The sequence below is a fragment of the Streptomyces graminilatus genome (genome assembly GCF_001418565.1).
GTDB classification, from domain to species: domain Bacteria; phylum Actinomycetota; class Actinomycetes; order Streptomycetales; family Streptomycetaceae; genus Streptomyces; species Streptomyces graminilatus.
In genome coordinates this window covers 630-11,888 of record NZ_LIQQ01000147.1, presented here as the reverse complement: position 1 = coordinate 11,888, position 11,259 = coordinate 630, and the positions used below count along the sequence as shown (strand labels likewise).

Below are 11,259 nucleotides of genomic sequence, written 5' to 3'. Positions count from 1 at the left end.
GGGCAAGGGGGGTGTGCGGGACGACGGTCGAGCGGCGGGCACGCGGGGCGCCCGCACAACAACCTGCCGATCATGGGACTGCCGGGCGGCGCACGCATCCGGTTTTCCGGCTGCCGTGCGTACCCGTACGGCGCCCCGCGTCGCCCGCCGTCAGGTCTCCTTCCTGGAGGCGAAGGACGTTGGAGCGTGTCGGTCGTGGCGTGGGCGGGACGACCGGGCGTACAGGCCCGTGAGCCGCCAGCCGTCGTCGCGTGCCACCTGTTCGAAGGCCTCGATCTTCCGTGCGAGCCCCTCCGGGTCGCCGATGTCGCACCAGCGGCCCGCGGCCGCCTCGGCCCACTCCTCCTCCCCTCGCACCAACGGCAGTCCGCGCACGGCGAGGTGCAGCGCGAGCGTCGACCGCGCGTAGTGCCGCACGGCGTTCAGCTCATCGCGGGTACGGGCGTACTGCTCGGACTCCCGCAGCCGCAGCCGCCCGTTGACGGCGTCGGCCACGAGCAGCGGGACCATGACGCCGGGCACGCACGCGTCGGGATCCGCCACCAGGAACGTCAACTCGCCCTCGTTCTGCCTGACTTCGTACCGGGGCAGATAGGACAGCCGGGCGAGCCCGAGCGCGTCCTTCCACGACGTCACCCACAGGCCCCGGTTGAGGTAGTAGCGAACGCTCCGCTGCCAGGTCCAGCACGTGTCGAGGCGGAAGCCGTGCAGGCCCTCGGCGCGGCACGCCTCGTACAGCGTGTCCAGCGTCGACGAGGCGAGGCCGCGCCGCCGGGCGACGGGATGGACGTAGAGCGACGAGACACGCAGCGAACCCACACCGCTCGGCCAGGTGTCCACGGCGACGGTCCCGAGTGGGCCCCGCGCCCGCCAGGCTTCCTCGTCCTCGGCGGGATCCCGGATCCAGTACCTCCTGCAGTCGTCGTCGTTGTGTTCGTACTCCCGTCCGGACGCCCCCAGCCGGAGGCGTAACCGCTTCTCGTGCGAGGCGGTGATCGAGTCGGGGTCGGCGCACTCGCCGAGGGCACCCTCGGCGAGTGAGGCCAGGTCCCAGAGTGCGAACCGCTGGGCCTCGGCCGGCGCGACCGGGCGCAATCCGGGGCACGCCGACAGCCGTTCGTGCACGCTCAGGGCGAGATCGTCTTCCATGGCCGGAGCGTAGGTACCTCGGTGGTGCGCCTGTCCGGCCAGGCAGGGGATCTCACCTGGGGATTCACCTTGGCGATGGACCCGCTCATTGGTCATGCGTTCGCCTCTCGCACTCCCGTTCCAGTGGTGGATACGCCTCGGCGATGGCCGCGCAGATGCGTCGGCGGAGCAGATTCGCGGCCTCGGGCCGGGCGGAGTCCCGTTCGCCTCCCGGCAGATCGTCAAGGAGCCGGTCGTAGTGGCTCATCCGGTGTCGCAGATAGTCGACCTTCCAGGGGGCGAGAGAGGCCAGGCCGGAGTGCCCCGTGTCGGGCGCGGAGTCGCCGTCGGGCGGCTCGATCGGGTAGTCGGCCGCCCCCGCAAGCCCAGCCCGGTGCTCCATCGCGCGCAGCGCCAGCTTGCCTGGATCCAGGCGCGGTACCTCGATCGGCTCGGTCCTGATCCGCTCCAGGACCTCCGACCGCCGGCGCTGTACGGCGTTCCGCACCGCCACCGACCGTCGCGCCGAGGATTCCGCCACCCTTCGGTACTCGTCGGTCCGCTCGGCCGCCGCGACCCGCTCCACGCGGTACAGGCGGACCTGGGGCGCCGCCCTGAGCCGTGGATTGACGCTGAGGCGGTCCGGCGTACCGAGCAGCTGGTGCACCATCCCGCCGGTCCACCCGCGAGCCCGCAGTGCCGCCAAGGAGACGTACCGCTGCCCGTCCTCCTCGTACCCGTACACGTGGCCTTCGCCCTCAAGGCTCCGGCTGTCCTGATGCTCCTGACCGTCCTCGTAGCTCTGATCACTGGCATGGCAAACCATGGCTACCTCCCCCGTAGCTCGGTCGTGACGCTCTGTGACGACACCTCCCATTGAAGCGCCCACCACTGACAATCACCAGATCGATCAGGTCGCCGACGCCGGCCACCTCCTGCAAGGTCCGGGCCAGCGACACCAGCGTCGCGCGGACCGCCGCGATCTCCGTGCGCAGGGCCTCCGCGTGTTCCCACGCCCGTTCGTACGCGACCGGGTCGATGTCAGCGGGCCGCCGCGACTCGTACGCGGTCAGGCGGGGGTGCCAGGACGCGAGCAGAGGCCGCAGGACGCGGTTGAGGACGGTTACGGCCAGCACGCCGAAACTGACGTGGCCGGGAGCGAGGGGCGGCGCTATCGCCGGGCCGTACCGGCGCAGGATCTCGTGGGTGGTGCCGAAGAAGGTGTAGAGGGACGACAGCGCCTCGCGCAGGAAGCCCTCAACATCGGCCTTCAGCCGGGCTCGGCGGCCGGTGCCGCGACGGTGCAGAGCCTGGCGTACGCCCTGATCAACGACACGATCCGGCCCTTCACGACCACCTGGCACCCCCGCCTCGCCACACACGAGGCCGGCCGCCCGCCCGCTGTGGCCCCCCTCGACCACGAGGCGTCCTGGCCCCAGGCACCCGAGATGCGCGCCGAACTGACCGCGCTGCGCGAGCCGCTGGTGCGGATCGCCGCGGGGTTCGGGGGGATCTCGGGGGCGGACTTCGGGGTCCCTGCCACGGGCTGACCGCTGTTGCGTTCATAAAGAACGCACGTTTCCCCGCCGACCGTCACCTCCCCGAAACACCCACGCCCCATCCCCTCCACCGACCCGGACTACGGTGGAGACCACAGCCCGGCCGACGTCGCCCGAAGGCATCGCACCCCGCCCTCGCCCGACAGGAGCCCCGTGTCCCGCCCCAGCAGTACGCGTCCGAGCAGTCCGCGCCCCCGTTTCGCCCTGCCGCCCTGGCTCGCCCACGCGCTGCGCGCCCAGCGCGGGCCCGTGCCCTGGAACGCGGTCGTCCGGGGTGCGCTGGCCGCCGGGCCGCTGCTGCTGACCGGAGTGCTGGCCGGGCGGATCTCTCTCGGTGTCCTCGCCGCGCTCGGTGCCATGCTCGCCGGGATCAACGACCGGCCGGGCAGCCGGCGTTCCTCCGTCAAGCGGCTCGGCGTGCCCGCGGTGGCGGGGGCCGCCGGGCTGGTCGTGGGGACGTATGCCGGAGAGCGGTTCGTGGGCGTGCCGCTGACCCTGCTCCTCACCGTCCTCGGGCTTCTCGCGGGCGGAATCAGCGCCGTCGGGCCCGTCGCGTCCGGCGCCGGTACGCAACTGCTCGTCGCCGCCGCCATCGGAGCCGGGATGCCGTTGCCCGAGCCGGGCTGGGAACGGGCGCTGGCCTTCGTCGCGGGCGCGGGATGGCTTCTCGTCCTGCGGCTCGCGCTGCCCACGCCCGGGGCCGGCGGCGGTGACTTCCGCTTCGACGGGGAACGTGCCGCCGTCGCCGCCGTGTACGACGCCGTCGCCGACCTTCTCGACGCCGCCGGCACGGACGCGGCCGGCCCCCGGCGCATCGCCCTCACCGCCGCCCTCGACCACGCCCAGGACGCCCTCGGGGGACCCCGGCTCCGCCAGTACGCCAGCTCCGCGGCCGAGCGGCGGCTGCGCACCCGTTACGCCGCCGCGCTGCCCCTCGCCGAGGCCGCGACCGCCCTCGCCTGGGCCGGGGACGCCCTCCACGCGCGCGTGGCGGAAGGACCCCGGCGCCTCGCCGCCGCCGTACGGACCAACAAGCACACCGGGCCGCTGCCCGCCCCCGCCCGGTCCGCGCCCGGACTGCGCGCGCTCGACGACGCGCTGCTGCACGCCGCCGACGCCTTCGACGGGGGCGGCGACACCCACGACCTGCACACCCGGCGCCGTACCGCCCTGGCCCTGCTCCGTACGGCCGTCGACGCCGGCGGGCGCGAGTACGGGCTGCGGGTCGCGCTCTGCTTCGGGGCCGGCGCGGCCGTCGCCCAGGCCACGCACCGCCCCCACTGGTACTGGATTCCGGTCACCGCCGTCTTCCTCGTCAAGCCCGACCTCGGGCCGCTCGTCTCGCGCGTCCTGTGCCGGGCGGCCGGGACCGTCCTGGGGGCCGTCGTCTTCGCCGGGCTCGCCGCCGTACTGCCCCGGCCCGAGGGATTCGTCGCGCTCGTCGCCGTGTGCGGTGCGCTGATCCCGGTCTCCACCCGCCACTTCGCCGCCCAGACCGCAGTCGTCACGGTGCTCGTGCTCGCCCTCGTGATGGCGGGCGGAGAGCCCCAGGCATCAGTGAGCCGGATCCTGGAGACGCTGGTCGCCTGTGCCCTCGTACTCGTCGTCGGACACCTGCCGATGCCCGGTCAGCGTGGCGGGGGCGTACGGGCGCGGCTGGCACGGGCCGCCGAGGCCGCGCAGGCGTACCTCCAGCATGTGATGAGCGGCTCGGACGACCGGCACGCGCGCTGGATGCTGCGCCGCGAGGCCTATCGCGCGCTCGCCGAGGCCCGTACGGCCATCGCGCACTCCGCGGCCGAACTGCCCGCGCTGGCACGGCACACCGAGGGCACGGAGGAGATCGCCGCCACCCTCGAACGGCTGGTCGACACGGCGACCGCCTGTGCCGTGCACCTCGACGACACCGGACAGCTCACCAGCCGGCACACCGAACACCTCACCGAACTCCTGGACGAACTCGCCGAGCGGCGCGAGCGGGCCGCTCCGCCCACGCGGGTACCGAGGGCGGGCGAGAGGCCGCTCGCCGGTTGACGCCACCGATGGCCTTCGCGTGCGCCCCCCCGGGACCGTCCGGCGGCGGCGAACGCGCACGTCCGAGCGCCATCACGAAGCGTACGAGTGCTGATGCGGAAGGTGAGAAACGGGGCGCGGGGGATGTAACGGGATGAGGTCATCATCACATCCGGCGGTGAACGAGTGTCAGCTACGTCTCAAGTCGGCCACTGGGCGAGCCCATTTCCCCATGATGAGCGTTTAACGCTATGAGATCAGCGCTACATGGAGGTGCAGGGTGAACGGGCGAATGGTGCTCGAACGCTTTCCCGCCGGCGGACCTCGTGGTTCCTGGCCCGCCGAGGAGTTCGCGCAGGCGCGGCGCCTGGAGGGGCAGGCCGCGGAGGTCGTCATGGACCTCACCACGGACATGTTCCTCGTGATCGTCCGGGGTGGAGCCGCGGGGGAGTGAGGTGGTCGCCGGGCCCCTTCCGGGGGGTCCCGCGAAGGGGTTCAGGCGCTGATCGGCCTCGACCAGGCCGGGATCGTCCCCGTCGCCTGGCACAGGGCGAGGTAGAGCGGTATCGGCGGGGTGTACGGCAGGGTGTCCTGCGGGCGGTGCAGGAGGGGCGGAACGCGCGGGGCGTCGAGGACCACCGCTCCGGTTGAGTAGTGCGCCGGGGCCGGCCACTCCAGGGCGTAGTCGGAGTCGGCGGGGACGAGCCACCACCAGTGCCCGGCGTCCGCGTAGACACAGCCCACGCGCGGCAGCCGGGGCAGTATCTGGGGGCCGAAGCGGGCGGGCACCGCCACCGCGTCGCAGCCCAGGGGGGCGGTCATGCCGGCCGGTATCGGAAGGCGCAGGGAAGTCCCCGGACGGGACGGACCGTGCAGGCCGCGTTTCACGCGTACCAGCGTGTCCATGCTGATGACCCGGCCCCCCGTGGACGAACCCCTTACACCCATTCGGCCTCTGTCCCCGTCCCCGTTGTCGCGTGCCCCTGAAACCGGTGGTGACCGTGGGGGTCGTGGTGTCCGTGGTGCGCCTGCGAGTCGTCGGCGGGCTCGGGTTCCTGGTCGCCGGCTGCGCCGGGGCGGGGCGGTGGCGCGCCCCAGCCGAGGTCGTCGCGGGCCCCTGTGCCGTCATGGGCCGCCGTCGTGCCGTCGTGGGCGCTCGCGGCGGCCGTCCGGGCGAGTTCCGCCCAGACCAGCAGGCCGGGGCCGTGCTCCTGCGCGCCCCAGGCCCTGCACATGGCCTCGACGAGGAGCAGTCCCCTCCCCTGCTCGTCATCAGGGCGCTGCGGCGACTGATGGGGCACACCGGGAGCGCAGCCTTCGTCACGCACCGCTATGCGCACCAGGTCGGCGCCGTCGTGCAGCTCGCAGACTATGTGGCTGCTCGCGGTGTGCACGATGGCGTTGGTGACCAGCTCGGTGACGACCAGGGCCGCCGTGTCGCAGGTGTCCTCGCAGACCGACCAGCCCGTGAGCCGGGCGCGCGTCAGGCGGCGGGCCTGCGCGGGCGAGCCCGGATGGGCGGCCAGCTCGAAGCGGAACCGGCGCTCGGCCGCCGTACCGGGGCGCAGCGGGGCTGCGGACCCGGGACCGGAATGGTCCGCGGCGGCGTCTGTTCCTAAGGGCGGGGACGGAATCACGCTTGCCACTATCTCCCCGCCGTGAACACTTGGCAAGTGTCACTCTGAAAAATGCAGAGTGCGGTGTGACGGAGTGGAACGGCGTGGCACACTGCTCGCAACAGCACTCGGAGCGGCGCCAGTTGGGACTTTCGGCAGGTTTTCGAATAAGCCTTCGAACGGATTCCCGGTGGCGCCGCCGAGCTGTCAGGGATCTTCACCGGCGTCGCCGGTGCTCGATGGAGGTGGAACGTGAGCGAACCGCGGTCCGCGCCGACGGTCGGACAGGTCGTCCTCGGCCGGCGCCTGCTGGACCTGCGGGAGCGTGCGGGCCTGCGCCGCGAGGAGGCCGCGCGCATCCTCCGGGTCGCCCCCGCCACCGTCCGCCGGATGGAGATGGCCGAGGTCGCGCTCAAGATCCCGTACCTCCAGCTCCTCCTGAAGTCGTACGGCGTCTCCGACTGCGAGGCCGACGCGTTCGTCCAACTGGCCGAGGAAGCCAATCTGCCCGGGTGGTGGCAGCGCTTCCACGACGTGCTGCCCGGCTGGTTCTCCATGCACGTCAGCCTGGAGGGCGCGGCCAGCCTCATCCGCCAGTACGAGCCGCACTTCGTCCCCGGACTGCTTCAGACCCGTGAGTACGCCATCGGTGTCCTGAAATCGGGCGCCATCGGCCAGACCAGACCCGAGGACATCGAACGCCATGTCGCGCTGCGCATGGAACGCCAGGGACTGCTCACCCGTGAAGGCGCGCCCCGGCTGTGGGTCGTGATGGACGAGACCGTCCTGCGCCGCCCGGTGGGTGGTCCGGACGTGATGCGCGCGCAGATCGACAAACTGCTCGACGCCGCGGACCTGCCCAATGTGACGATCCAGGTCGCCCCCTTCTCCTCGGGGCCGCACCCGGGCACGTACGGGCCGTTCGTGCTGTTCCGTTTTGCCATGCCCGAACTCCCGGACATGGTCTACAGCGAGTACCTGACCGGCGCCATCTATCTGGATTCGCGCACCGAGGTGGCCACCCACCTGGAGGTCATGGACCGCATGGCGGCTCAGTCCGCCACAGCACATCGCACGAAGGAGATCCTCCAGGATCTCCGCAAGGAGCTCTGAACCTCTGCATGGATCGCATGACGTCCAAGGCCCGGATACGCCACGAGCGAATCAATGAGCTGACCACTGACCTGGGCGCCGAACGGGCCGGCGCCCGTATCTACAACGGCATGCCCGCCGGTGAACTGGGCAGCGAGGGCTGGCACAAGCCGTGGAGCGGCGGCAACGGCGGCAACTGCCTGGAGGCGATGAAGCTCGCCGACGGCCGGATCGCCGTGCGCCAGTCCACCGACCCGGACGGTCCGGCGCTGATCTACACCACCGCCGAGATGCTCGCCTTCATCGAGGGCGCGAAGGCGGGGGAGGCCGACTTCCTGCTCTCCTGAGGCCCGGTTCCGGCCGTTCCTGTGGCGCCGGATTCGTTGTGTTCATTCGATTTACTTAATTTGGCGCCCAGTTGTCCCATTGCTCCCGTCGTTGTCATCGCCATCCGGAGGAAGTACCTGGCAGAGCGCTTCCAGTGCCGCGCCGTACGCGTGCTCGGAGGGTGCCGCGTATCCCACGACCAGCCCGTCGAGCGGGATCGAACCCTGGCCTCCGGACGGGGCCTTCGCCGGCTCGTGAGACTCCGGGTGCCGGGACTCCGGATGCCGGAACCCGGCGAGCCCGTCGAGGGCGATTCCCCGCCAGGCCGCGGCCTTCACCGCCGACCGCTCCGTCCCGGGCGGCAGCCGCAGCACCGCGTGCAGGCCGGCCGCGACGCCGGTGACCTCGACATGCGGCGCGTGCGTGGCGAGGGCGGCGACCAATCGGTCACGGCGACGCCGGTACCGCTGCCGCATCCGCCGCACATGACGGTCGTAGGACCCCGACCCGAGGAAGTCGGCGAGCGCCAGTTGGTCGAGCGTGCTCGTCCACCCCTCCCGCTCGCCCTTCAGCTCGAGCACCGGCTCCACGTACCGCTCCGGAAGGACCATCCAGCCCAGCCGCAGCGCGGGGGACAGGCTCTTGCTGACCGAGCCGAGGTGGATCACCCGCTCCGGGTCCAGCCCCTGCAAGGCGCCGACGGGCCGGCGGTCGTAACGGAACTCCCCGTCGTAGTCGTCCTCCAGGATCAGCCCGCCACGCGCGCGTGCCCAGTCGATCACGGCCGCGCGGCGCTCGGGGTGCAGCGGGCCGCCGGTCGGGAACTGGTGCGCGGGCGTGAGCAGTACGGCCCGCTCCCGTCCGAGCAGACCGACCCGCGCGCCGTCCTCGTCGAGCGGCAGCGGTACGGTCCGTACCCCGGCGGCGTGCAACAGCTCCCGGTGGAAGCCGAGTCCGTACGCCTCCACGGCCAGCGGCCCGCGCAGTACGGCGCCGGCGCCACCGCCGCCTTTCGGCCCGCCGAAGAGAAGCCGCAGGGCGTGTGCGAAGCCCGCGCAGATGACGATGCGGCCGGGCTCGGTACGTACCCCACGCGCGCGTGCCAGGTACTCCGCCAGCGCCTCCCTCAGTTCGGCCCGGCCCGCCGGGTCACCGGGCCCGAACGCCTCGTTCGGTGCCTGCTGGAGCGCCCGCCGGTACGAGGCCAGCCAGGCGGCACGCGGGAACCCCGACGCGTCCGGCTTGCCCTGACGCAGATCGTGCCGTGGTCCACGCGCGCGTGGAGGTGCCTTTACGGCGACACGGGAGGCCCCTCCGGCGGGTTCGGTCCGCTCGGCGACCCGGGTGCCCGACCCCTGGCGGGCGGTGAGCCAGCCCTCGGCGACGAGTTCGGCGTACGCGTCGGCCACGGTGTTGCGCGCCACGCCGAGATCGGCGGCGAGGGAACGGTACGGCGGCAGCAGGGTGCCGGGCGCCAGCCGGCCGCCCCGGACGGCGTCCCGCAGCGCGCGGATCAGCGCGGCCCGCCGCCCGCCCGCCTCCGCCTGATCCAGTTCCAGGTGCAGGTCGGCGCCGATCCGCTCGGCGGAATTGACCCATGTTTCTGCCATGGAAATGAACCATACCGCCGGTCTTTCCGGCCCGTAGATTCATGGTCATGACGACGAACACGAACACCGCGAACCCCACGACCGCCCACCCCGAGCAGCCCGCCGGGACCCCCCGCCTGAACCTCGCGAAGACGGCCCCCAAGGTCTTCCGCGCCCTCGTCGGCTTCGACGCGGCGGCCCGGGAGGGCCTCGACCCGGCGCTCGTCGAACTGATCCAGATCCGCGCCTCGCACCTCAACCACTGCGCGTACTGCCTCCACATGCACACGAACGACGCGCGAAAGGCGGGCGAGAGCGAGGACCGGCTGCACCTGGTCGCCGTGTGGCGCGAGGCCCGCCACTTCTACACCCCGAGGGAACAGGCGGCGCTGGCCCTCACGGAGGCGGTCACCCTGGTCGCCGACGCAGGCGTCCCGGACGACGTCTACACCGAGGCCGCGGCCCACTTCGACGACCGGGAACTGGCCCAGGTCCTGTCCCTGATCCTCGCGATCAACACCTGGAACCGGGTGGCCCTGGCGACCCGCAAGGTGGCGGGTACGGACGAGCGCCGCTGACCCGCGCACGCAGCGCCGGGCAGGGGCATGCGAGGAGGCCGGTCAGACGGTCATCGGGCGGTCGTACGGCCCTATGGGTGCCGGAAGTTGCGTGCTGCCCGTCAGCCGGCGGTCCACGGCCGCGGCGACCGCCCGGCCCTCCGCGATCGCCCACACGATCAGCGACTGCCCGCGGGCCGCGTCCCCCGCCGCGTACACACCCGGCACGTTCGTCGCGAAGTCCGCGTCTCGGGCGATCGTGCCGCGCGGGTCGAGAGCGAGCCCGAGCTGGTCGATCAGACCGTCCTCCCGGTCGGGCCCGGAGAAGCCGAGGGCGAGCAGCACCAGGTCGGCGGGGAGCGTCCGCCCGGATCCCGGCTGCGGCCGGCGCTCCGCGTTCACCTCGACGAGGTGCAGGGCCCGTACGTGACCGTCCGCGTCGCCCGAGAAGTGGAGCGTGGACGCCGCGAAGAGCCGGGCGTCGGCGTCGGCGGCGGGCGCCGACTCCAGGTCACGGGCCTCCTCGTGCGCGGCCGACAGCCGGTAGATCTTCGGGTACGTCGGCCAGGGGTCGGCGTCCTCGTCGCGCTCCGCGCCGGGCTGGGCGTAGATGTCCAACTGGGTGACGGAGGCCGCCCCTTCACGCACCGCGGTGCCCAGACAGTCGGCCCCCGTGTCACCGCCGCCGACAATGACGACGTGTTTCCCGGCGGCCGACATCGGGGACACCGCCAGATCCCCCTGGCACACCCGGTTGGCCAGCGGCAGATACTCCATCGCCTGCTGAACGCCCGCCAACTCCCGCCCGGGCAGCGGCAGATCACGCCATGCCGTGGCGCCCACGGCCAGCACCACGGCGTCGTACCGAGACCGCAGTTCGGCGGCGCCGACATCCCGCCCGACGGCGGTCGACGTACGGAACTTGGTTCCCTCCGCCCGCATCTGCTCGACGCGCCGCTCCAGATGGTGCTTCTCCATCTTGAACTCGGGGATGCCGTACCGCATCAGCCCGCCGATCCGGTCGTCCTTCTCGTACACGGCGACGGTGTGCCCGGCCCGGGTCAGTTGCTGGGCGGCGGCGAGCCCGGTGGGCCCCGACCCGATCACCGCGACCGTACGTCCCGACAGCCGGTCCGGCGGTCTCGGCGGTGCGAAGCCCTCGGACCACGCGCGGTCGGCGATGGCCACCTCGACGTTCTTGATGGTCACCGCGGGCTGGTTGATGGCCAGCACACAGCCCGCCTCGCACGGCGCCGGGCACAACCTCCCGGTGAACTCCGGGAAGTTGTTCGTGGCGTGCAGCCGGTCACTCGCCGCGCGCCAGTCCTCCCGGGAGACCAGGTCGTTCCACTCGGGGATCAGGTTCCCCAGCGGACAG

Annotated in this window: 11 protein-coding genes and 1 pseudogene; 6 read left to right on the top strand and 6 right to left on the bottom strand. The window is 72.5% G+C overall.

Going from position 1 to position 11,259, the window contains the following annotated elements; translation table 11 throughout:
- Positions 1 to 150 precede the first annotated feature (150 nt).
- Together AOK08_RS14530 and AOK08_RS14525 are read right to left on the bottom strand one after the other, a co-directional pair.
- The gene (locus tag AOK08_RS14530; protein ID WP_055525967.1) at positions 151 to 1,149 is read right to left on the bottom strand and encodes a GNAT family N-acetyltransferase; all 999 of its coding nucleotides are present in this window, start codon (positions 1,147 to 1,149) and stop codon (positions 151 to 153) included.
- Between the two features lie 85 nt (positions 1,150 to 1,234).
- A complete protein-coding gene (locus tag AOK08_RS14525; RefSeq protein ID WP_055525966.1) occupies positions 1,235 to 1,954 on the bottom strand; it encodes a hypothetical protein in 720 nt (239 codons plus the stop codon).
- A gap of 178 nt (positions 1,955 to 2,132) precedes the next feature.
- On the opposite strand from AOK08_RS14525, the gene AOK08_RS47280 reads away from it, so the two are divergent.
- From AOK08_RS47280 to AOK08_RS44590, 3 genes are all read left to right on the top strand, one after another.
- Positions 2,133 to 2,678, top strand: coding sequence for a hypothetical protein (locus tag AOK08_RS47280; RefSeq protein WP_241826948.1), 546 nt, complete (start codon positions 2,133 to 2,135; stop codon positions 2,676 to 2,678).
- Positions 2,679 to 2,840: 162 nt separating this feature from the next.
- Entirely contained in the window at positions 2,841 to 4,721 is a 1,881-nt protein-coding gene (locus tag AOK08_RS14515) for an FUSC family protein (protein WP_055525965.1), read from the top strand.
- 259 nt (positions 4,722 to 4,980) lie between these two features.
- A complete protein-coding gene (locus AOK08_RS44590) occupies positions 4,981 to 5,154 on the top strand; it encodes a hypothetical protein (protein ID WP_107100943.1) in 174 nt (57 codons plus the stop codon).
- 41 nt (positions 5,155 to 5,195) lie between these two features.
- Here AOK08_RS44590 and AOK08_RS14510 read toward each other — a convergent pair whose 3' ends face one another.
- Entirely contained in the window at positions 5,196 to 5,648 is a 453-nt protein-coding gene (locus AOK08_RS14510; RefSeq protein WP_055525964.1) for a hypothetical protein, read from the bottom strand.
- Positions 5,639 to 6,346, bottom strand: a complete 708-nt coding sequence (locus AOK08_RS14505) for an ATP-binding protein (RefSeq protein ID WP_079054024.1) — start codon at positions 6,344 to 6,346, stop codon at positions 5,639 to 5,641. The genes AOK08_RS14510 and AOK08_RS14505 overlap by 10 nt, the downstream gene beginning before the upstream one ends.
- Positions 6,347 to 6,568: 222 nt before the next feature.
- On the opposite strand from AOK08_RS14505, the gene AOK08_RS14500 reads away from it, so the two are divergent.
- Positions 6,569 to 7,429: a helix-turn-helix domain-containing protein gene (locus AOK08_RS14500; protein ID WP_055525962.1), complete on the top strand. Its 861-nt coding sequence runs from the start codon at positions 6,569 to 6,571 to the stop codon at positions 7,427 to 7,429.
- Positions 7,430 to 7,539: 110 nt separating this feature from the next.
- Positions 7,540 to 7,755, top strand: coding sequence for a DUF397 domain-containing protein (locus AOK08_RS14495; protein WP_055525969.1), 216 nt, complete (start codon positions 7,540 to 7,542; stop codon positions 7,753 to 7,755).
- A 51-nt stretch (positions 7,756 to 7,806) separates the two neighbouring features.
- Here AOK08_RS14495 and pdxR read toward each other — a convergent pair whose 3' ends face one another.
- A complete protein-coding gene (gene pdxR, locus AOK08_RS14490) occupies positions 7,807 to 9,345 on the bottom strand; it encodes a MocR-like pyridoxine biosynthesis transcription factor PdxR (RefSeq protein WP_055525961.1) in 1,539 nt (512 codons plus the stop codon).
- A 47-nt stretch (positions 9,346 to 9,392) separates the two neighbouring features.
- On the opposite strand from pdxR, the gene AOK08_RS14485 reads away from it, so the two are divergent.
- Positions 9,393 to 9,902 carry a carboxymuconolactone decarboxylase family protein gene (locus tag AOK08_RS14485; protein WP_055525968.1) on the top strand — a complete coding sequence of 170 codons (510 nt, stop codon included), beginning with the start codon at positions 9,393 to 9,395 and terminating at the stop codon, positions 9,900 to 9,902.
- 42 nt (positions 9,903 to 9,944) lie between these two features.
- Here the strand turns inward: AOK08_RS14485 and AOK08_RS14480 are convergent.
- Positions 9,945 to 11,259 (bottom strand): annotated as a pseudogene (locus tag AOK08_RS14480) (glutamate synthase subunit beta); the annotation flags it as partial.

Bases quoted from the DNA above. Each gene is read 5' to 3' on its own strand.
- AOK08_RS14530 (WP_055525967.1), bottom strand. From the start codon at position 1,149: ATGGAAGACGATCTCGCCCTGAGCGTGCACGAACGGCTGTCGGCGTGC.
- pdxR (WP_055525961.1), bottom strand. From the start codon at position 9,345: ATGGCAGAAACATGGGTCAATTCCGCCGAGCGGATCGGCGCCGACCTG.
- AOK08_RS14495 (WP_055525969.1), top strand. From the start codon at position 7,540: ATGCCCGCCGGTGAACTGGGCAGCGAGGGCTGGCACAAGCCGTGGAGC.
- AOK08_RS14485 (WP_055525968.1), top strand. From the start codon at position 9,393: ATGACGACGAACACGAACACCGCGAACCCCACGACCGCCCACCCCGAG.
- AOK08_RS14510 (WP_055525964.1), bottom strand. From the start codon at position 5,648: ATGGGTGTAAGGGGTTCGTCCACGGGGGGCCGGGTCATCAGCATGGAC.
- AOK08_RS14525 (WP_055525966.1), bottom strand. From the start codon at position 1,954: ATGGTTTGCCATGCCAGTGATCAGAGCTACGAGGACGGTCAGGAGCAT.